Consider the following 22625-nt stretch of genomic DNA (forward strand, 5'->3'; position numbering starts at 1 on the left):
CCTAATTCAAAGAATTAATAACTTTTAAACCAATTTCAAATGAGTAAAATTAACATTAAACCATTAGCAGATAGAGTTTTAGTAAAACCGCTTCCAGCTGAAAAAACTACTGCTTCCGGACTTATTATTCCAGATTCAGCTAAAGAAAAACAACAAAAAGGAAATGTAATTGCAACTGGCAAAGGATTAAAAGACGAGCCAATGACTGTTAAGGTTGGAGATACCGTGTTATTTGGTAAATATGCAGGCACTGAACTTATTGTAGACGGAGTAGAATATCTTATCATGAGAGAAAGCGATATTTTAGCAATTGTTTAATTAAAAAATAGTTAAAAATTTTAAAGTCTAAAACTTTTAACAAATAACTTATAACATAATATAAAATGGCAAAAGAAATAATTTTTGATATAGAAGCTCGCGACGGATTAAAACGTGGTGTTGACGCTCTAGCAAATGCAGTTAAAGTAACTTTAGGTCCAAAAGGAAGAAACGTAGTAATTGGAAAATCCTTTGGCGGACCCGTAATTACTAAAGATGGCGTAAGTGTTGCCAAAGAAATTGAATTGGCAGACCCATTAGAAAATATGGGCGCTCAAATGGTTAAAGAAGTCGCTTCAAGAACCAGCGATTTGGCAGGTGATGGAACAACAACCGCAACCGTTTTAGCACAAGCCATTGTAAAAGAAGGTTTAAAAAATGTTGCTGCAGGAGCAAATCCGTTAGATTTAAAACGCGGAATTGACAAAGCAGTTGCCGCAATTGTTGAAGATTTAAAAAAACAATCGCAAGAAGTTGGTAACAATTCTGATAAAATAAAACAAGTTGCTTCTATTTCAGCAAATAACGATGAAACCATCGGGGATTTAATTGCTCAAGCATTTAAAAAAGTGGGTAAAGAAGGCGTTATCACTGTTGAAGAAGCTAAAGGAACTTCAACTTATGTTGATATTGTAGAAGGAATGCAATTTGACAGAGGTTATCTTTCACCTTATTTTGTTACAAATGCAGACAAAATGCTTACCGATTTAGAAAATCCTTACATTCTTTTATTTGAAAAGAAGATAACAAATCTTAAAGATTTACTGCCAATATTAGAGCCTGTTGCTCAAAGCGGTAAACCCTTATTAATTATTGCCGAAGATGTAGAAGGTGAAGCTTTAGCGACTTTAGTAATGAATAAATTACGTGGTGCATTAAAAATTGCTGCCGTAAAAGCGCCAGGTTTTGGTGATAGAAGAAAAGCAATGTTAGAAGATATTGCTGTTTTAACGGGTGGTACTGTAATTTCTGAAGAAAGAGGATTGTCTTTAGAAAATACTACTCTTGATATGTTAGGTACTGCTGAAAGAATTACCATTGATAAAGACAATACTACTATTGTAAACGGAGCTGGAAAGCCTGATGAAATAAAAGCGAGAGTTGCACAAATTAAAGCACAAATTGAAACAACAACATCAGATTACGACAAAGAAAAATTACAAGAACGTTTGGCTAAATTAGCTGGTGGTGTTGCTGTACTTTATGTTGGTGCCGCAAGTGAAATAGAAATGAAAGAAAAGAAAGATAGGGTTGATGATGCGTTACACGCAACACGTGCTGCTGTTGAAGAAGGTATTGTTGCCGGTGGTGGCGTTGCTTTGGTTAGAACTAAAGAGGTGCTTAAATCATTAACAACTGAAAATTTAGATGAATTAACAGGAATCAGAATTTTAGACCGGGCTATTGAAGAACCATTACGCCAAATAGTTGAAAATGCAGGTGGTGAAGGTTCTGTGGTTGTTGCAAAAGTTATTGAAGGAAAAGGTGACTTTGGCTACAATGCTAAAACAGATGAATATACTAAAATGTTTAAAGCTGGTATTATTGATCCTACAAAAGTAACAAGAATTGCGTTAGAAAATGCAGCATCTGTTGCGGGTATGATTTTAACTACTGCGTGTACCTTAGTTGAAATAAAAGAAGAATCAGCTGGCGGAATGCCTCCAATGGGTGGTGGAATGCCAGGAATGATGTAAAAATTTAAATCAAATAAAAATAAAAGCCGCTTAATTTAAATTAAGCGGCTTTTTTACTGTCAACTAAATTGTAGAAGTTATGCTCAACAGAAACATTTTCCCGGTTCACACTTAGAGAATTCTTTTGCGCTTGATACAACTTCACATTTACATTCTCCTGAAGCAATACATTTACATCATTCAACGTGTTAATTTTCTGAAGCTATTGCTTTTAAATCCATCCCGCATTCCGGACAAGCACCTGCCGAATCATAGGTCTTTCCTTTCTCACAATCCATTGGGCATTGGTAAACATTAGAGGTCATTTCTCCCTTGGAGTGGTCATGATTGTCATGACTTTCTATATTAACTTCTTCCTTTAATTCTTCTTTTTTAGTTTCCTTACAAGCAGTAAAAAATATGGCAAAATAAAAAATTGCGGCAAATACAAAAAGTGATTTTTTCATTATTTTATAGTTTCTGTTATTAATTATTCTTTTTTTTAAACATTAGTAAAGTTTTGGAATTTACAAATCCAATTTATTTTACAGTCGCCTAAAGTAATAAAAATTGATTGTATATTTAAATTCAAAAAGTGATTATTTTCATTAATTAAACACAAAACAAAAATGGCTTCTCAAATTTGAGAAGCCATTTTTTAGTATTTAGTTCAAAGAGAAATATTATTAATCTCTTCTTTCTCTAGGTTTTCTGTCTCTGTCACCACCGCGATTATCTCTACCGCCACCTCTATTATCTCTGCTGCTGTCACGTGGAGGTCTTTCTACAAACCCCTCTGGTTTTGGCATAAGTGCTTTTCGAGATACTTTATCTTTACGCGTTTTTGGATCTTTACCAAAATATTTTACGTCAAAAACATCACCCATATTCACAACATCGGTAACATTGTCTGTACGTTCCCATGCCAATTCAGAAATATGCAATAACACTTCATTTCCCGGAGCGTCAAGATATTCTACAACTGCACCAAAATCGAGCATTTTAATTACTTTTACATTATAAACACCACCAACTTGCGGTTTGAATAGTAAAGAATCTATTTTAGCTAAAACAGCGTCAATACCATCTTGCCCAACACCTAAAATTTCTACAATACCTTCTTCAGTTACTGGATCTTCATTAATTACAATAGTAGTTCCAGTTTCTTTTTGCATCTCTTGAATTACTTTTCCTCCTGGGCCAATTAATGCACCAATAAATTCGTTAGGAATTCTTCTAGTCACCATTTTTGGAGAATGTGGTTTCACATCTGCAGCAGGAGCTTCAATTGTTTCAGTAATTTTATCTAAGATATGTAAACGACCTGCACGAGCTTGTTTTAGAGCATTCACTAAAATTTCATAAGGCAAGCCTTTAATTTTAATATCCATCTGGCAAGCTGTAATTCCTTTAGAAGTACCAGTAACTTTAAAGTCCATATCTCCTAAGTGATCTTCATCCCCTAAAATATCAGATAATACAGCATAACGATCACCATCAGAAATTAGTCCCATTGCAATACCAGATACAGGTCTTGTCATTTGAACTCCAGCATCCATTAAAGCCATTGTAGCAGCACAAACAGTTGCCATTGAAGACGAACCGTTGCTTTCTAGCACCTCACTTACAACACGTACTGTATACGGACAATTATCAGGAATCATTCCTTTTAATGCACGTTGTGCTAAATTACCATGTCCAACTTCACGACGAGATGTTCCTCTTAAAGGCCGTGCTTCTCCTGTACAAAAAGGAGGGAAGTTGTAATGTAAATAGAAGTTCTCTTCACCTTCAAAAGATGGCATGTCAATTTTATTAGCATCTCTAGATGTTCCTAAAGTAACTGTTGCCAAAGCTTGGGTTTCGCCACGTGTAAAAATAGCAGAACCATGTGTTGATGGTAAATAATCAACTTCACACCAAATTGGTCTAATTTCATCAGTTTTTCTACCATCTAATCGTAAACCTTCACTTAAAGTTAATTCACGAACGGCTTCCTTTTCTGCTTTGTTATAATATCCACCAACAAGATGACCAAATTCAGCCATTTCTTCTTCGGTAAATGAAGCTTTAACTTCTTCTTTAACTTCAGAAAAAGCAGCAGTACGTTCTACTTTAGACGTTCCTTGTTTTGCTATTGCATAACATTTATCATAAGCTAAATCACGTATTCTTTTTGCTAAGTCCTCGTTTTGTTCAGCAGTTTGATATTCACGAACTTCTTTTTTGCCGACGGCTTCTGCTAAACGAACTTGAGCAGCAATTTGCAATTTAATAGACTCATGAGCAAATTTAATAGCTTCTGCCATTTCTTCTTCACTACATTCATCCATCTCACCTTCAACCATCATTACTGAATCTGCTGAAGCTCCAATTATCATTTCTATGTCTGACTCTTCTAATTGTGAGCGTGTTGGGTTAATAACAAATTTGCCATTGACTCTACCTACTCGTGCTTCAGAAATTGGGCATTCGAATGGGAAGTCACTTAATTGAATTGCTGCAGATGCTGCTAATCCTGCCATTGCTTCTGGCATTACGTCTTCGTCATGAGACATTAACTGAATCATCACTTGTGTTTCAGCGTGGTAATCTTTTGGAAAAAGAGGACGTAACACTCTGTCTACTAAACGCATTGTCAGTACTTCTCCGTCGCTAGGTCTTGCTTCTCTTTTGAAGAAACCACCAGGGTAACGCCCTGAAGCTGCAAATTTTTCACGATAGTCTACCGTTAATGGTAAAAAATCGACATCACTTTGTTTGTAATTGGAAACAACTGTACATAACAACATACATTTCCCTGATTGAACAACAACAGAACCATGCGCTTGTTTTGCTAATTTTCCGGTTTCAAGAGAAATGGTTCTTCCATCTCCTAAATCAATAATTTGTCGAAATACCTTAGGTACCATAAATAATTTTTTAATTTAATTAAACAATTGGTTTGTGTTGTGTTGTTGTGTGTTGCCCAATGAAAAGTTTAATTTGTTGCTTTTTTATTTTGAAATAAGTTAAAAAAAAAGAGGCAAAATAAGCCTCTTTTTTAGTGAAATTATTTTCTTATGCCTAATTCCTTAATAATTTCACGATATCTCACAATATCATTTTTAATTAAGTAATCAAGTATATTTCTTCTTTTACCTACCAATTTCACCAATGAACGCTCAGTGTTAAAATCTTTACGATTTCTTTTTAAGTGTTCTGTTAAGTGATTAATTCTAAAAGTAAATAAGGCAATTTGCCCTTCAGACGAACCTGTGTTTGTGGCTGATTCACTGTGTTTTGCGAAAATCTCTTCTTTTTTCTCTTTAGTTAAGTACATGCTAACATTAATTTTATTAATAATTTTTATGTATTGCTAAACCTTATGGCTTGCAGTCGGCAAATATACTATTATTATTATTGATTTACAATTAATTACGAAGTGATATTTTGTTTTTAAAATTAATATTAAACCACTCACCTGCAATAATGCTCTGCCAGCAAAAAATATAATGTATCAAAAAAAATTGAAAATCTAAAATTGGATTTGCTTTTATTGAATTAGGATACTTGAATATATTAAAAAAGCGAGCCTTTTGGAGCTCGCTTTTCTTATTTTCTTACTGGTAAGTTTTGAATTAAATCAATGTATAAATTAATTTGCTTTTTCAGGTGTTTTCTTTCAATAATTTTATCTAAAAAACCATGTTCCAAAACAAATTCCGAACGTTGAAATCCTTCCGGCAAATCTTTGCCTGTAGTGTCTTTAACAACTCTTGGTCCGGCAAAAGCGATTAAAGCATTTGGCTCAGCAATATTTATGTCACCAAGCATGGCATATGATGCCGTTGTACCGCCAGTTGTTGGATCTGTACATAATGAAATATAAGGAATATTCACTTCAGCAAGCTGTGCTAATTTAGCCGATGTTTTTACCAATTGCATTAATGAATAAGAGGCTTCCTGCATTCTTGCCCCGCCTGATTTTGAAATCATTAAAAACGGAATTTTTTTCTGAATTGAGTAATCAATTGCTCTCGATATTTTTTCGCCTACTACACTTCCCATGGAACCGCCAATAAAAGCAAAATCCATGGCAGCAATAACTAAATCCTTACCCAACGACTTACCGACAGCTGTTCTAACCGCATCTTTAAGTTTTGTTTTTTCGTAAGCTTCTTCAAGCCTATCTACATATTTTTTGCTGTCAGAAAATTTTAGTGGATCTTTAGAAACCATATCTTTATCAAATTCTTTGAAAGTATTATTATCAAAAAGAATTTCAAAATATTCGGCACTTCCTATTCTAACATGGTAACCGTCTTCTGGGCTAACATAGTAATTTTGTTTCAGTTCTGCAGCGTCAACAATCTTGCCGCTAGGCGTTTTATACCACAAGCCTTTCGGCACGTCTTTTTTATCTTCTGTTGGAGTTTGAATTCCTTTATCTTTTCTTTTAAACCAAGATGACATAACTATGTTGTTTTAGTGAAAATAAGAGGTGCAAATTACTAAAAAAAATAAAGAGAACATATAAAAATATGCTCTCTTTATGAATTTTTAATTGTAATCCTAAGATCTATAATGTGTTAACATTGTTTAAATCTTTAAAAGCCTGTATTAAACGAGTTTTAAAAGTAAGTTCACCTTCTCGCAACCATTTTCTTGGATCGTAATATTTTTTATTTGGCTGATCGGCGCCGTCTGGATTTCCTATTTGCGTTTTTAAGTAATCTATGTTGTTAACCATATAATCTCTAATTCCTTCTGTAAAAGCAAATTGAAGATCAGTATCAATATTCATTTTTATAACGCCGTAACCAATAGCTTCTCTAATTTCCTCAACTGTTGATCCTGAACCACCGTGAAATACAAAATCTACAGGATTTACGCCTGTCTTGAATTTATTTTGAATAAATTTTTGAGAATTGTCTAAAATTTTTGGTGTTAATTTTACATTCCCGGGTTTATATACGCCGTGAACATTTCCAAAAGATGCTGCAATGGTAAAGCAATCGCTCACTTTTTTAAGTTCTTCATAAGCATAGGCAACCTCATCTGGTTGGGTATATAATTTTGAGGAATCAACATCAGAATTATCAACACCATCTTCTTCACCTCCGGTAATTCCCAATTCAATTTCTAAAGTCATCCCCATTTTAGCCATACGCTGAAGATATTTTTTACAAATTTCAATGTTTTCTTCAATTGGCTCTTCTGATAAATCTAGCATATGGGAACTGAAAAGTGGCACGCCATTCTCTTTATAAAATTGCTCTCCGGCATCCAATAAACCATCAATCCAAGGCAATAATGATTTTGCGCAATGGTCTGTATGCAAAATAACAGGAATTTCATAAGCAGCCGCCAATAAATGAATGTGTTTAGCGCCCGCAACAGCTCCTGCGATAGCAGCTTTTTGGTTTAGATTGGACAATCCTTTCCCCGCGTTAAATTGAGCTCCTCCATTTGAAAATTGAATAATTACAGGTGAATTCAACTCCTTTGCTGTTTCTAAAACAGCGTTAATTGTGTTCGATCCGATAACATTTACTGCTGGTATTGCAAAATTTTTGGCTTTTGCCAACTTAAAAAGTTCTTGTACTGTTTTTCCTGTTGCAACTCCCGATTTAATTGTTTGACCCATAATATTTTATATGTAGTTATTGTGAATTATAGCAAAATTAAGGAATTATCCCTATTAAATAAACATATGAATAGAAAAAAAACGAAATCGAAATAGTTTTAAACTTCTGATTTAAAAAGGATAACTTATCCCAAAATTAAAAACAGAATGCGCTAAATTATAATTCTTAAACCATTTGTCTCCTTCTGAAAGATAAGGTTCATAAGTTTTAAATCCTAAATCCAACCGCAATAAAATAAAACTTAAATCATATCGAAGTCCAAAACCTGTACCTATCGCAATATCTTTTATTGAGTTGATTCCTTTAAATTTTGCTTCCGATGCAGTTATTGAAGCATTTGAAATTTCCCAAATATTACCTGCATCAACAAATAATGCGCCATTTATACTGTTAATCACATTAAATCTATACTCTAAACTATTTATAAATTTAAGATTTCCAACGTTGAACTCCAACCCGCTTTTTGTAGATCCCGGACCTAAATCATAAATTTTCCAGGCTCTTAAATCATTCGGGCCTCCAATAAAATAACTTCTGCTAAAAGGTATTGTTTTTGAATTCCCATAAGGTACCGCCACTCCTAAAAAGCTTCTGAAGACCAAAACAGTTTTTTCTGATACGTCCCAGAATTTTTTGTATTCCAAATCGACCCTCACATATTGGGCTATTGGTATTCCAAAAAGCGTTTTTTTGTTATTGACATCTATGTTTTTAGCCAAAAGCGAGGTTAGGTTCCCTGATGCTCCCACACGTGATCTGAAAAATGAAAAATCAGTGTCTTTATAATTTTCACTATTATTATAGGTAAATGTATAAGCCATTAAAGGAACCAAAACATCTTCAGTAATAATATTGTAACGATTTCTGATATTTCTGATAATTTTATATTCTGAAGGATTACTTTCTTCAAAATTTGCATCAATTTTGGTGTCAATAAATCCTATTGCGCCATCAGTGGTTAAGGTGTCATTAAAATAAGTGTTTGCTATATACTGAATTTCATTAAATTCAGATTTGTAAATATTAAAATAAGATTCAATATTTAAATTTTTGATAAATTGCGCATTCAATAACTGAAAACTGTGATTTTTTGTTTTTGAAGATTCCCATGTATAATCAACAATTCCTGTGAATATTTGTTTATCCAGTCCAATATCTTTCTGCAAACTTGTTCCCAAAGTAAAAATTGTTTTTGGAGCCATGCTTTTCGGAATTAATTTTTCAAATTTAACCGGAAACACAAATCTTGGAAGTTCTAATGAAATATCTCCTCCAATTTCCCAAGCATTTAATAATTTTGATTTTTCAGCCGCATCTTTTGAATCTAAAAACGAACCCTGTATAGAAAATTTAAACAACTCAGCCCCTCTAAAAATATTTCTGTCTAAAAATGAAAGCTTTCCTGAAATCCCTAGTTGCCTGATATTTGAATGTGTAAGTTCTGTATTAATCCCAATAGAATATTTCTTAAGAGGCGATAAATAGATGGAAGCTTCCAACATGTCATTATCCAGTTCTTCATATTTTATATCAACTGTTCTGAAGTTTTGAAGACCTCTTATGTTTTTTCTCGTTAACTCTCTAGTTTCATCTTTATAAATATCATTTGCTTCAATAAAAATAGAATTTAATAAATACTTCGGATTATATTTTAATTTTTCCTGGGCAAAAAATGAAAATCCTTTGTAATTTATACTGTCTTTTATTGAATTATCTCCAGAATTGGAAAAGGAATAATCGGTATAAATATTAACTTTCTGAATTTTCTGTACCTTAAATGGAACAGAACCTGTATTGCCATCAATAAGAAGCACAACATCCGATTTGTAATCCGTAGATGATGTATCAACTTCAAAAGTGATTGCGTTTTTGTAAAATCTATAAATTCCTGAATTTCTAAATAAATTAGTTAACCTGTTTTGTTCATTAACAAATGAAGAAAGTCTAAATTGGTCTCCTTCTTTAATTTTGGATTTGCTTTTATGAATTTCATAGATGGAGTCCAAAACAGCCGATTGTATATTTGTTGTAATGCTGTCCAATTGATTAGGTTTATCTGTATCAACAATATAATCAATAGAAGCTTTCTTATTTTTCAAATGATGCTCATCAAAGTCTGCCTTAGCATTAAAATAACCTTCATTGTAATAGTGCTGCGTTAAGTTTTTAACAGTTTGTGAAGCTTTTTTTGTGTCTAAAATTACAGGAGGCTCTCCATTATTAAGTATCCACTGATGCATTTTAAATTTGAAATTTCGAACACCCCGCGCTTGTTTTTCAGAAAATACGCCCGTTGTAAAATTATACCAGCCCGGATTTTCTAATTTCCATATATCAAAATCAGTTTCAAAATTTTTGTTTCCCAAATTATAAAAATGCAGCGGCAAGGCAACACCAAGCACCAATTGATTGGGGCGTTGGACAATATAATCGTTTATTTCATCGCTAGCATTTTTTTTATCGTTAACAATAACCTTGTTTTTTACAAGTAAAAATTCATTCTCAGAAACGTACTTCACTGAATTACACGATAAAAAACCAAAAAATACACCTACAAAAATTAATAATATTATAAAATTGGTTTTCAATAAATAAGCGTTTAAATTTGTTTCAAAAGTATAACTTTTCAATGGTATAACAAATTACTATTTTTTATAAATAAATTAATGAGTTTAAGTAAAAATCAATTAAAAACAATAACGAGCCTTAATCAAAAAAAGTTCCGAACTGCACGTCATTTATTTGTTGCTGAAGGCACTAAAATTGTAGCTGAATTTTTAAACTCTGATTTTGAATTGGAACACTTATTTTGTGTTGACAATTTAATCTATAAAAATTTAGAGGAAGTTACTGAAATTTCTGAAACCGAATTAAAAAAAATAAGCACCCTTGTGACGCCAAACAATGTTTTGGCACTTTTTAAGATTCCTGCAGAAACACCTTCCATAAAATCAGGTTTAATTGTTGCTTTGGATGAAATTAACGATCCGGGAAATTTAGGTGCCATTATTAGATTATGCGATTGGTTTGGTGTGGACCAATTGATTTGCTCCACCAACACGGTCGATTGCTATAACCAAAAAGTAGTGCAGTCCTCCATGGGTTCTTTAACCAGAGTTTCGATAATTTATACGGATTTGGCTGCTTATTTACAAAACTCAAATTTACCAAAATTTGCTGCGGTTATGGATGGTGAAAATGTATATAAAAGCAGCTTACCCGAAAGTGCTTTGTTGGTTCTGGGAAATGAAGCGAACGGCATTCGAGACTCCATTTTAAAATTAATAACCAATACCATTTCAATACCGAGGTTTGGCGTGTTAAAGCAGACCGAAAGTTTAAATGTAGCAACTGCTGCCGCAATATTATTGAGTGAATTTAAGCGATTGACCTAATCGTTTAATGAAAAGCAAATTTTATAAAAACACCTCTTGTTCCAAAATAATCAACCGAACCTGTCCACGGACTGTTCAGGTCATCATCCCTGACAAGCTCATCATTAATGGCAAAAACACCTCTGATTGAAGGTGAAAAAATAAAATAAGGCAGGTATAAATCTACGCCAATACCAAGTTCATAGGAAAAATTATTCTTTTTGGTTCTAAATTCCCCTTGTTTATTATCATCGGGATTGTCCTGATTGCTGGAAAAATTATAATCGTAAGAAACGCCACCAATAACATATGGCCGCATATTATTTAATCGGTCCGTATTAAACTTGAGCAATAAAGGAACTCTAAAATAGGTTGAATTCACTTCTCTTATACTATCGTTCTCTCCCTCAATATGTGTAAATGCAAGTTCTTTTGAATTGCTTGAAAGCCCAGGTTCTAATCTTAAACTAATATTTTTATGCAACCGAAAATCACCAATAAGTCCAACTTCAAAACCCAAACTTGGCGTTGAAACAATAAAAGCACCGTCCGTTTTATAGGATATTTTATAATCCTTTTTATTAACTCCTAAAAAATACCCCCAAAAAACCTGCTGTTTGTCCCAATTTTGTCTGTATTGAACAATATCTCTTTTTTGGGCTTGAAGATTCTTTAGAGAAAAGAATATTAAAAAAATGATAATAAATGCCTTTTTCATGTACTATTTTTTTGCAATATAAATTGAAGCAACACCAAATGTTTGCGGTTTATTTTCAATAGCTATAAACCCAATTTTATGCAAAATATTGTTGAAGGCTGGTCCATAAGGAAAGGAAGCTGCCGAATCAGACAAATATTGATAGGCAACTTTGTCTTTTGAAAACAGTTTTCCAATGGAAGGCAGTATGTATTTGGCATAAAATTTATACCCTTGTTTGAAAGGCGTTTTGGTTGGAATCGATGTTTCCAAGACCACGAAAATTCCTCCCACTTTTAAAACCCTGTAAATTTCTGCCAATCCTTTTTCAAGATTTTCAAAATTCCGAACGCCAAAAGCAACTGTAATGGCATCAAAAGAATTATCTTCAAAAGGCATTTTTTCAGAATCTGCAAGCACCATTTCTATAGTCTTGTTTAACTGAAGTTTTTCAATTTTTTTTCGTCCTACGTCAAGCATTCCGTCAGAAATATCAAGGCCTACAATTTTTGAAGCTTTTGTTTTGGATAAATTGATAGCCAAATCGCCTGTTCCTGTGGCAATGTCTAAAATTGAATCAGGATTTATTTTTCCAACAATTTCAACCACTTTTTTGCGCCATTTTATATCAATTCCGAAAGAAATAACCCGATTTAAACCATCGTATTCATTAGAAATGGCATCAAACATTTTTGTGACTTGTTCTTTTTTGCTAAGATCTGAATCTTTGTAAGGTGTAACTTTTTCTGCCATAGCCAATTAGTCGTTAACTGCTATAACTTCGTTAATTTTTCCGGGAATAAGTTCCTTCAACATATTTTCAATCCCGTTTTTTAGCGTGATGGTTGATGATGGGCAACCGCTGCAAGCACCTTGCAATATAACATTTACTGTTTTTGAAGATGCTTCATATGACTGAAACATGATATTTCCGCCATCTGCGGCAACAGCCGGTTTAATATATTCCTCTAAAATATCAATAATTTGCTTAGAAATATCGTCAAGTTCAATAGTAGACGCATAAACTTGTGAGACTTTTTGCTGAACTGCATTCTCCAAAGCTATTGTTTTTCCATCAGCAATAAATTGCTTGATAAAACTTCTTATTTCAACAGTTATTTCATTCCATTCAACGGTATTATTTTTTGTGATTGAAACATAATTTTCTGAAATAAACACTTCTTTCACAAAAGGAAAATTAAATAATTCAAAGGCTAAAGGTGCATTTTCAGCTTCTTCCCTATTTTTAAATTCCAAATCATTTTCAACCAATTTAATATTGGCAACAAACTTTAATACTGAAGGATTTGGGGTTGATTCCGCATATACTTCAACAGGATTTTTTTTTGGGGCAGCTTCTTCTGAGACCAATACTCCTCCGTTGTTCAGGTAGTTTTCAATTTGCTCCTTTACTTCTTCTTGCACATCGCTCCATTCCACAATGGAAAATCGCTCAAGCGCAATAAAATTTGCGGAAATATATACGCGTTTAACGAATGGCAAATAAAACAATTGCTGCGCTAATGGTGAATTTTTAGCTTCATCAATATTATTGAACTGATGACTTCCACTGGTTAAAATATCACTTGAAGTAAATTTCAGTATCGTTGCTATATTTGTTTTTTCTATGTTAAGTTCTATATTTTTCATTTTTAATAGTTTGTGCAAAAATACATAAAACATCCTTCATGTACTTGGTTAAAAATAAAAAAACGCCTCATGGCATGAGACGTTTTTTTTTGAGATTTTATAGTTAATTTAAATATTCAAAACCAATGTTGCCGTAAATTTTGAAGTATCAAAATCCAACTCGGCTGAATTTACATCATTGCTTTGAGGATAAAAATTATATGGAGCTGTATTGGTTGCTTTTTGGTAAGAGAAATCTACTTTACCTCCTCTAAATTTATAGCCTGCCCCTAGTGAAAATCCTTCTAAATTGTCAGAACTTACAGCACTTTTATAAGGACTGTTTTCAAAGTGAAAACCGCCTCTTACTGAAAAATTATCAAAGCGCCATTCCGTTCCGATACGCAATTCTCCAACATTTTCTAAATCGTTTTCAAAAGCCTGATTTTCTGCACTGAAATTGGCATTGCTCAATTTAATATTACTATAATTTTTTAAACTGTAATCAACACTTACAAGTCCGTTCGTGCTAAAAATATACGCAAAACTTCCGGTAAATTTGCTTGGTGTTCTTAACTTATAGTCGAAGGAATTTATTCCTGAATATTCCGTAATTATTTCATTGGTGCTGCTTAGATGAATTTCATCATCATATTCTACGAAATCTTCAGAGAAGGTGTACCAAACAGGTGATTGGTAAGCCAACCCTAGGCGGACATTATCACTGGGTTTTGAAATTACACCAAAATTAAAAGAAACTCCATTGCCATAGGTTAACAATTCTTGGCGAGAAAATAAATCTAATGTATTGCCATTTCCATCATTATTGTATTCTTCAGTTAATGTACGTTGGAAATATTCAACATCATAAGTATTGACAGATGCGCCAAGAAATAAGTTATCATTGTGTTGAGCGGCGATTGTAAATGAATATTTATTATTTTTTCCATCGGTTAAATTCTCAAAATATTGATTTTCAGCATTTACATAAACAACTGGTTCGTAATCATAATAGTCTGTTAATGGTGAATACCCACTATTCCCTTCCGCAATCCATAAGTTTTCAAAATCATTGGCAATGCTGTAGTTAAATCCCAATGCAATATTGCTCCATTCTGAATTATTGCCGTAACCTCTAAAAACAAAAACACCACCTGCTTGAGATAGATTTGTGTATTCATTTTCACTCAACAAACTATTTCCGTAAAAATCAGCCGACGTTTTCGTGTTTCTAATATCTAATGATATTGCGAATTCGCTTTTCAAAAATACGGCAGCGCCGGCAGGATTTATTTCAATCGCCGATAAATCTCCACCCAATGCACCAAAAGCGCCACTCATAGCATTATAACGAGCGGTTCCATTTATTTTTTCCTTTGAAAATAAGACGCCAATATCATTATACCCTAATGTTTGTGCATTTAAAAAATAACCAAAGCACAATAATGTTAATGATAAATATAATTTTTTCATACTTTTTCGAATTAATTAAACCTAAAAATTTTTAATTATCCCTTCTTGAACTGCTTCTTGATGATGAACCTGAAGAAGATGATTGTGATGAACTACTTCTTTGCACGCTATTTGAACTTCTGCCTGATGAAGAATTTCCATTGGAAGATCTTCTTGTATTATTATTTGCATTCGTGTTAGAATTACTTTCTCTTCTAACGTTATTCGTATTACTTTCCCTTCTAGTCGTATTTGGAGTATTTCTAGTGGTATTTGAATTTCGATTACCAGAATAGTTTGGATTTACCCTAATGGCTGAACCACCATTGCGGTTAACCGACGACGCTCTCTCATTTGAATAATACCTCATATTAGTCGGTGAAAAATTATATGATGAATTCCTTCTGGTTGATGATGAACGTTCATTTGAATTTGAACCTCTTTGAATTGTATTGTTTGAACCTCTTCGAATAGTATTATTTGATCTTGTTGGTTGCCTATTAATAGAATTATTACGATTGCTGTTGTTGTTTCTGTTCAAATTGCCGTCAGAAGATCTTCTTGTTGATGTGTTTACATTTCTTCTTGTTGAATTGGCCTCTGTACTGCTGCTTCTTCGACTTAAAGTTGATGAATTTGTATTGTCATATGCCCTTCTTCTTGTATTATAACTTGATCTTTTTCCATAACTGTCATAGTTTCTTCCATAAGAATATGGATAATTATAGTAATAATTAGAACGATATGGGTAATAATTGCCATAATATCCGTAAGATTCAAAATAATAAGGATTATATCCATAAGAATAATATGGATTGTAATAATTGTAACTCCAAGGATTGTAATAATATGGATAATAATTGTTATAGTAAGATTGATAAAACGGGTTGTACCAATAATAATTAGGACTCATATAGCCATAACCGCTGTTTATGTTAATTACAACATCACCATCATATCCCCAAGGCTCATTGTAATTTGTGTATAATTCATCATCCTGAACAGCTGTATCATCATAAAAATAATCGTCAATCTCCGTAAAAGTATCCTCTTGCTTTAAATTTTGTAAATCTTCAAGCTGATTATAAAAATAATTTTGATCAAAATTAGATTGATTTTCAACAATAACTACCTCATTATCAGGCTGATTATTTGAAACATAAATACCATCATCATCACCGTTGTACACACTTTGATAAGTGCCACAAGAATATAAACCACCAACCAGCAGCATTAAAAGGCCAATTTGTGAGGTTTTTAGGTTAATTTTTTTTGAAGCTTTCATAATCAGTTGTGGTTTTTATTGTTGAACTATTTAAAAAAAACTAATTTTGTCGAAATTAATAATTTTCATTAAAATAGGCGCAACATTTATGCCAAACTTTTGATTATGAGCAAGAATTTAACAAAGAGAGAAACTGACTACTCCAAGTGGTATAATGAACTCGTGGTTAAGGCCGATTTGGCTGAAAACTCAGGGGTTAGAGGCTGTATGGTCATCAAACCTTACGGCTATGCAATTTGGGAAAAAATGCAGGCCGAATTGGACAGAATGTTTAAAGAAACGGGGCACGAAAACGCTTATTTCCCTCTTTTTGTTCCTAAAAGCATGTTTGAAGCTGAAGAGAAGAATGCTGAAGGATTTGCCAAAGAATGCGCTGTTGTAACTCATTATCGATTAAAAAATGATCCAGACAGACCAGGAAAATTGATGGTTGACCCAAATGCGAAATTAGAAGAAGAATTAATTGTTCGACCTACAAGTGAGGCCATTATTTGGAGTACCTATAAAGGTTGGATTCAATCTTATCGTGATTTACCATTACTGATAAACCAATGGGCAAATGTTGTGCGTTGGGAAATGCGTACCCGATTGTTTTTGCGAACATCAGAATTTTTATGGCAAGAAGGGCATACTGCTCATGCAACTAAAAATGAAGCCATCACAGAAGCTGAATTAATATTGGACTTATATTCTGATTTTGCTGAAAAATATATGGCCATGCCAGTGATAAAAGGTCTAAAAACTGATAGTGAACGATTTGCCGGTGCCGAGGAAACCTATTGTATTGAAGGACTCATGCAAGACGGAAAAGCATTGCAGGCAGGAACTTCTCACTTTTTAGGGCAAAATTTCGCAGAAGCATTTGACGTTAGGTTTACTACCAAAGAAGGGAAACAAGAATATGTTTGGGCAACATCCTGGGGAGTTTCCACCCGATTAATTGGCGCACTAATTATGACGCATTCTGACGATTTAGGATTGGTACTTCCTCCAAACCTTGCGCCGATTCAAGTCGTAATTATTCCAATTTATAAAACCGACGAGCAATTGGAAAGCATTTCAGCTAAAATTAATGAAATTGTAAAAGATTTACGCAAAAAAGGCATTTCAGTAAAATATGACAATAGAACCACCTATAAACCAGGATGGAAATTTGCAGAATATGAATTAAAAGGAATTCCTTTAAGAATTGCCATGGGGCCAAAAGATTTAGAAAACGGCACCTTGGAAATTGCACGAAGAGACACCCTTGAAAAGCAAAACATATCTCAAAATTCTGTTGTTGAGCATGTTGAAAAAACATTAAACGAAATTCAGGAAAATTTATACAATAAAGCACTTCAATACAGAGAAACTCATATTACAGAAGTTAATTCATTTGAAGAATTTAAAGAAGTACTAAATACCAAAGGCGGATTTATTTCGGCACATTGGGATGGCACCGCTAAAACTGAAGAGAAAATTAAGGATTTAACAAAAGCAACAATAAGATGCATTCCCTTAAATAATAAAATTGAGACAGGAAAGTGCGTGTTTACTGGGGAAACATCAGTTCAAAGAGTATTATTTGCAAAAGCCTATTAATTTTATACAGAAATATTTTGTGATATAAAAAATAGTTGTATTTTTGCATCCGCATTGACAAAATAGAATTGTCAATAAATACATAATGGTCCGTTCGTCTAGGGGTTAGGACGCCAGGTTTTCATCCTGGTAACAGGGGTTCGATTCCCCTACGGACTACAAAAAAGTTAAAAAAAATAAAAATGGCAAATCACAAGTCAGCATTAAAGAGAATTAGAAGCAATCGCGCTAAGCAATTAAGAAATAAATATCAGCACAAAACAACTCGTAATGCTGTTAGAAATTTACGTGCTGCGACCGAAAAGGAGGAAGCTGTAGCGTTATTTCCAAAAGTGGTATCAATGCTAGATAAATTAGCTAAAAAGAATGTTATTCACAAAAATAAAGCGGGTAACTTAAAATCTAAATTAGCTAAGCACGTAGCTGCATTATAATTTTTAAAACTACAATTTAAAAAAGCATCCCTTTTGTGGATGCTTTTTTGTTTGGGGTAATTTGAGTTTATTTAAAGAAGAATTTACCACTCATACGTTTTGTTGGCATCAAGTCTGACAAATATAAAAAGTAATATTGTAAATCCCCAAAGTGCAGAACCTCCGTAACTAAAAAATGGCAATGGGATTCCGATAGTTGGGACCAACCCAATTACCATTCCTATATTTATTACAAAATGCATGAAAAATATTGCGACAATACTATACCCGTAAATTCTGCTGAATTTAGATTTTTGTTGTTCCGCCTTACTGATAATTCTCAATAAGAAGGCAACAAACAAAATTATGACAATAGCGCTGCCAAGAAATCCCCATTCTTCACCAACTGTAGTAAATATATAATCTGTATTTTGTTCCGGCACAAAATTACCTTGCGTTCTTTCGCCTTGTAAAAATCCTTTCCCAAAAAAACCTCCTGAAGCAATTGTAGTGACAGATTGGTTTGTGTTATACCCAATACCTTTGGTGTCTACAGTTTTGCCAAGGATGATGTTAAATCTATCCCTGTGATGCTGCTCAAATACCTGATTAAAAACAAAATCAACACTAAAAATAAACATAACTGAAACCAAGTAGATTCCCATTATTTTAACCCATCCCTTTTTGAAAGCCCTTAGTCGATAAAAAATAAAAAATAAAAGAATACAAATAAAAAATATTGAAGTACTAATTAGTGTCACCGGATAACCCAATAAAAGTGTAATCACAAATAAGAATGTGGCAATAAACCCAATTGTTATGTAATAAAAAGGCAATCCCTCTCTGTACAAAACAAAAATAAATGCTGTATAAACCAATGCTGAACCTGGATCGGGTTGCATTATTATTAATACTGCCGGGAAAAACAAAACCAATAAAGCCTGGGCTTGTACAGATAACTTTTTTAAATTAAACTGTTTATCACTTACCAATTTGGCAATTGCCAATGCTGTTGCGGCTTTGGCAATTTCAGAAGGCTGAAAACTAAAACTTCCTAACGCATACCAAGAGGTTGATCCATTAATATTTTTGCCTAAAATGAAAAGCCCCGCAAGAAGTAATAAAGAACTTCCATAAATAATGGACGCATATTTTTCATAAAATTTGGCTTCAAACATTAAAATTAACAAAATAATAGGGAAACTGAATCCTATCCAAATAAGTTGTTTTCCATATTCAGTTGAAAAATTCAATAAATCAGACTGATTTCCATTAATAATTGTTGCAGCATAGATATTAATCCATCCTAAAAAGATAAAAACGAAATAAAAGAGAACCAAGACCCAATCAATTCCGTGAAATATATTGTCTTTTCTACTTCTCAACTTTTAAAAGTTCTTTTAACTGTTTATCATATTCCTCTTGAATACTGCCAGTGAGCATTCGTTCTTCTAACAATGGCCTTGAGGTTTCTCCATTTAAGTATTTTTCTATCATTAAAGTTGCAATTGGCCCTGCCCATCGCGACCCCCAATAGCCGTTTTCAACAAAAACAGCAATGGCAATTTTCGGATTGTCTTTTGGTGCGAAAGCAATAAAGATGGAATGATCCTGCCCATGAGGATTTTCAGATGTACCTGTCTTACCACAAATCTTAATACCTTCAACTATAGACCCTCTTGCGGTTCCTCGAGGATTATCAAATACATCAAATAAACCTTCAATTACAGGTTTGAAATTTTTTTTATCTATTGTTGTATAAATAGGTTTGGTAAATTTTTTAGCCAAACTTTTATCTTTAATTTTTTTTGCAATATGGGGAATATAATAAAACCCCTCATTTGCTATCGCAGCAGTCATATTTGCCAATTGAATTGGCGTGGTTAACACCTCTCCCTGCCCAATTGAATTAGAAATTGTTGCAGTAGACCTCCACCGTCCGTTTGGATAAATTTTATTGTATAAAGCTCCATCCGGTATTGATCCCTTTTGGCCAACGGACAAATCATTATCTAAGTAATTTCCCAAACCAAAACTTTTTGCATGTTTACTCCATACATTTACACCTTCTGTTGGGGTTGGAAATTTTTCTATTACCTTTCTGTAAGCAGCTGCGAAATAACTGTTACAGGAACGGTAAATCGCCTTATTCAATGCAACCGGGCTCCCATTTGTTTCACAGTGACATCTCATAAAGGCACCCTTTCCCGATCCATATTTATAACCGCCGAAACATTGAATACTGCTTTCTGTAGAAATTACGTTTTCCTGCAAAGCTGTTAAGGCCGAAATAACTTTAAATGGAGATCCTGGAGGATACTGCGCCTGCAAACCCCTGTCTAGCAAAGGTTTATTTACGCTGTCAAGATAAAATTTAGTGAAGTTTTTTGAACGCTCTCTTCCAACCATTAAATTTGGATCATAAGTTGGCGTAGAAACCATGGCCAATATTTCACCTGTTGCAGGCTCAATCGCAACAATGCCACCCCGTTTATTTGCCATTAAACCTTCTCCATATTGCTGCAAAACGGCATCAATAGTTAACGTAATGTCATTTCCGGAAATTGGAAGGGTATCGTATAGACCATTTTTAAAAGAGCCTATTTCCTTGTTAAATCTATCACGTTGTATAAATTTAACGCCCTTAACACCTCTCAACACCTCTTCATAAGATTTTTCTACGCCTGCTGTGCCGATTAATTCTCCCAAATGATAATTTGAATTTTTATTCATCATAAATTCATTTACCTCACTAATATAACCCAGCACATTTGCCGCAGAATTTTTGGGATACTCTCTTAATGAACGTTTTTGAATATAAAAGCCCTTAAACTTATACAATATTTCCTGTAAGGATGCATAATCTTCTTTTGAGACCTGCGCTAAAAAAGTAGACGGAATTCTGGTGGAATAATGTGCAGCCTTATCAATTTTTTCAATGAATTCCTTTTTGGTAATTTTAAGCAAAGTACAAAACGCAATGGTGTCCATAGGTTTAACTTCTCTGGGAATAACCATAACATCATAAGATAATTGGTTGGCCACCATTAAAACCCCGTTTCTGTCGAATATATAACCTCTTTCCGGGTAGTCATACATTACTTTTACGGCCGAATTATTGAGCGTAGGTTTATTAAAGGAATTGTTAAGTATCTGCAAATAAAATAAGCGTGCAATATATACAATTCCTATAAAAATAATTAAAAAAGATAATAAGCCAGTTCTTTTCATCTATTTCTTTTTTGTAAACAACACGATCCCCAAAGTACTGATAATAATTGTAAAAACACTTGTTAATATGGTGTTGGAAATAATGCTCAAAATTGCATTAAAACTAAAATATTCAAGGCTAAAAAGGATAAAATGATGAATAAATGTTAACGTCACAATAAACAAAAACACTTTGTTGGTTGAAATGTTTCTTAAGTTGAATTGCGCATAATCAAAGTCCGATTTTCTTAGAATCGCTAATAATATTGGAAGTCGGAGATAAGCAATAAAAGTTATGGCAAAAGCATTTACCCCCCCTGAATCTGAGAAAAAATCTATAGAAATACCCAGAAAAAAACTTAGGATCAGAAATAAACTTCTCTTTTTTCGAAAAGGAAATAAGAATACCCATACAATATAGACCAACGGATTAATATTCCCAAATATGTTCATATGGTTAAAAACCAAAACCTGTAATAATAACAGGGCTATAAAACGAATTGTATTATTTATTGCTATATTATTCATTCACTAGGCTTTGTTCAAGAGTAATTTGTTCGTTTTTTTGAAGATTTTTGACAATTTGAACTTCGCCAATTGAACTCATATCATTAAATAACAACACATTAATTTGTTGATATTTATTCTTTTCATACTTAAAATCTTTAACAACGCCAACAAGTATACCTTCCGGAAAAATTGCCGATTTACCTCCTGTAATAATTGTGTCTCCTGCTTTAACTACTGCTTGTCGAGGAATATCAATGATTTGAGTGATGTTGTAATCTTTTCCGTTCCAAATTAAAGTGCCAAAATGATTGCTGTTTTTAAGACGAACATTAATTTTTGAATTATTATTTAAAATGGAAAGCACAGTCGCGTAATTCGAAGATACATTTTTAATAACTCCTATGATTCCTTTGCTGTTTATAACGCCTAAATCTGAATTTAAACCATGTTTAGAACCTTTGTTCAGTGTTAAAAAATTATTTCTCTTGGTAAAATTATTATTGATAATCTTCGCAACTGAATATTCATATTTTTGAAAATATTGGGAAGTATCAATAACTGTGAAACTATCGATCGCATAAATATTTTCCCTTTTTTCCAACAGGTTTTTTAAACGTGTATTCTCTTCACTTAAAAGCTGATTGTCAACTTTTAAATGAAAAAATTCATTTACGGAATTTACTTTATTATAAAAAAAACCTGTAATGAAATTAGCAGAATTGACAAATTTACTTTGGTGATAAGAATAATCCTGAATGATAACTATAAAAGCAAAAATTTCTAAAACTATAAACAGCAGAAAGTATCTGAATTTTTGAATAAAATAAATGATTTGCCGCATATAAAC

At 33.1% G+C, this 22625-nt stretch carries 20 protein-coding genes and 1 tRNA gene; 6 read left to right on the forward strand and 15 right to left on the reverse strand.

Going from position 1 to position 22625, the window contains the following annotated elements:
• The first annotated feature begins 39 nt into the window (after positions 1-39).
• Both groES and groL read left to right on the forward strand, forming a co-directional pair.
• Positions 40-318 (forward strand): co-chaperone GroES, encoded by a 279-nt coding sequence (gene groES / locus ABY285_RS02740; protein ID WP_372766768.1) that lies wholly within the window; start codon positions 40-42, stop codon positions 316-318.
• A gap of 65 nt (positions 319-383) precedes the next feature.
• The gene (groL, locus tag ABY285_RS02745) at positions 384-2015 is read left to right on the forward strand and encodes a chaperonin GroEL (protein ID WP_372766770.1); all 1632 of its coding nucleotides are present in this window, start codon (positions 384-386) and stop codon (positions 2013-2015) included.
• A gap of 188 nt (positions 2016-2203) precedes the next feature.
• Here the strand turns inward: groL and ABY285_RS02750 are convergent, their stop codons facing one another.
• From ABY285_RS02750 to ABY285_RS02775, 6 genes are all read right to left on the reverse strand, one after another.
• On the reverse strand, positions 2204-2461 hold the full coding sequence (locus tag ABY285_RS02750) for a heavy metal-binding domain-containing protein (protein ID WP_372766772.1): 258 nt from the start codon (positions 2459-2461) through the stop codon (positions 2204-2206).
• A 219-nt stretch (positions 2462-2680) separates the two neighbouring features.
• Positions 2681-4906 carry a polyribonucleotide nucleotidyltransferase gene (locus tag ABY285_RS02755; protein WP_372766774.1) on the reverse strand — a complete coding sequence of 742 codons (2226 nt, stop codon included), beginning with the start codon at positions 4904-4906 and terminating at the stop codon, positions 2681-2683.
• 140 nt (positions 4907-5046) lie between these two features.
• The gene (gene rpsO, locus ABY285_RS02760; protein WP_372766776.1) at positions 5047-5316 is read right to left on the reverse strand and encodes a 30S ribosomal protein S15; all 270 of its coding nucleotides are present in this window, start codon (positions 5314-5316) and stop codon (positions 5047-5049) included.
• 272 nt (positions 5317-5588) lie between these two features.
• Complete coding sequence (gene accD, locus ABY285_RS02765) at positions 5589-6449, reverse strand: acetyl-CoA carboxylase, carboxyltransferase subunit beta (protein WP_372766778.1); 861 nt, start codon at positions 6447-6449, stop codon at positions 5589-5591.
• 106 nt (positions 6450-6555) lie between these two features.
• Positions 6556-7623, reverse strand: coding sequence for a class II fructose-bisphosphate aldolase (fbaA, locus tag ABY285_RS02770; RefSeq protein ID WP_372766780.1), 1068 nt, complete (start codon positions 7621-7623; stop codon positions 6556-6558).
• Between the two features lie 111 nt (positions 7624-7734).
• Positions 7735-10143: a BamA/TamA family outer membrane protein gene (locus tag ABY285_RS02775; RefSeq protein WP_372766782.1), complete on the reverse strand. Its 2409-nt coding sequence runs from the start codon at positions 10141-10143 to the stop codon at positions 7735-7737.
• Between the two features lie 147 nt (positions 10144-10290).
• On the opposite strand from ABY285_RS02775, the gene ABY285_RS02780 reads away from it, so the two are divergent.
• Positions 10291-11019, forward strand: a complete 729-nt coding sequence (locus tag ABY285_RS02780; protein WP_372766784.1) for a TrmH family RNA methyltransferase — start codon at positions 10291-10293, stop codon at positions 11017-11019.
• A 4-nt stretch (positions 11020-11023) separates the two neighbouring features.
• Here ABY285_RS02780 and ABY285_RS02785 read toward each other — a convergent pair whose 3' ends face one another.
• The 5 genes from ABY285_RS02785 to ABY285_RS02805 form a co-directional block, all read right to left on the reverse strand.
• On the reverse strand, positions 11024-11716 hold the full coding sequence (locus ABY285_RS02785) for a porin family protein (RefSeq protein ID WP_372766786.1): 693 nt from the start codon (positions 11714-11716) through the stop codon (positions 11024-11026).
• A 3-nt stretch (positions 11717-11719) separates the two neighbouring features.
• Positions 11720-12448, reverse strand: a complete 729-nt coding sequence (ubiE, locus tag ABY285_RS02790) for a bifunctional demethylmenaquinone methyltransferase/2-methoxy-6-polyprenyl-1,4-benzoquinol methylase UbiE (RefSeq protein WP_372766788.1) — start codon at positions 12446-12448, stop codon at positions 11720-11722.
• A 6-nt stretch (positions 12449-12454) separates the two neighbouring features.
• Positions 12455-13345: a NifU family protein gene (locus ABY285_RS02795; protein ID WP_372766790.1), complete on the reverse strand. Its 891-nt coding sequence runs from the start codon at positions 13343-13345 to the stop codon at positions 12455-12457.
• A gap of 108 nt (positions 13346-13453) precedes the next feature.
• The gene (locus tag ABY285_RS02800) at positions 13454-14797 is read right to left on the reverse strand and encodes an OmpP1/FadL family transporter (protein WP_372766792.1); all 1344 of its coding nucleotides are present in this window, start codon (positions 14795-14797) and stop codon (positions 13454-13456) included.
• Between the two features lie 31 nt (positions 14798-14828).
• A complete protein-coding gene (locus ABY285_RS02805; RefSeq protein WP_372766794.1) occupies positions 14829-16061 on the reverse strand; it encodes a hypothetical protein in 1233 nt (410 codons plus the stop codon).
• A 105-nt stretch (positions 16062-16166) separates the two neighbouring features.
• On the opposite strand from ABY285_RS02805, the gene proS reads away from it, so the two are divergent.
• From proS to rpsT, 3 genes are all read left to right on the forward strand, one after another.
• The gene (proS, locus tag ABY285_RS02810; protein WP_372766796.1) at positions 16167-17645 is read left to right on the forward strand and encodes a proline--tRNA ligase; all 1479 of its coding nucleotides are present in this window, start codon (positions 16167-16169) and stop codon (positions 17643-17645) included.
• Between the two features lie 87 nt (positions 17646-17732).
• A tRNA-Glu gene (locus ABY285_RS02815) sits at positions 17733-17804 on the forward strand.
• Between the two features lie 23 nt (positions 17805-17827).
• Positions 17828-18079, forward strand: coding sequence for a 30S ribosomal protein S20 (gene rpsT / locus ABY285_RS02820; protein ID WP_372766798.1), 252 nt, complete (start codon positions 17828-17830; stop codon positions 18077-18079).
• An 83-nt stretch (positions 18080-18162) separates the two neighbouring features.
• Here rpsT and rodA read toward each other — a convergent pair whose 3' ends face one another.
• From rodA to mreC, 4 genes are read right to left on the reverse strand one after another with little or no spacing between them, the layout of a single operon-like run.
• Entirely contained in the window at positions 18163-19443 is a 1281-nt protein-coding gene (rodA, locus tag ABY285_RS02825; RefSeq protein ID WP_372766800.1) for a rod shape-determining protein RodA, read from the reverse strand.
• Positions 19433-21289, reverse strand: coding sequence for a penicillin-binding protein 2 (mrdA, locus tag ABY285_RS02830; protein WP_372766802.1), 1857 nt, complete (start codon positions 21287-21289; stop codon positions 19433-19435). The genes rodA and mrdA overlap by 11 nt, the downstream gene beginning before the upstream one ends.
• A complete protein-coding gene (gene mreD / locus ABY285_RS02835) occupies positions 21290-21796 on the reverse strand; it encodes a rod shape-determining protein MreD (protein WP_372766804.1) in 507 nt (168 codons plus the stop codon).
• Entirely contained in the window at positions 21789-22619 is an 831-nt protein-coding gene (gene mreC, locus ABY285_RS02840) for a rod shape-determining protein MreC (RefSeq protein WP_372766806.1), read from the reverse strand. Before mreC ends, mreD begins: the two co-directional genes overlap by 8 nt.
• Positions 22620-22625: the final 6 nt, after the last annotated feature.

Source organism: Lutibacter sp. (assembly GCF_041555395.1).
Lineage (GTDB): Bacteria > Bacteroidota > Bacteroidia > Flavobacteriales > Flavobacteriaceae > Lutibacter.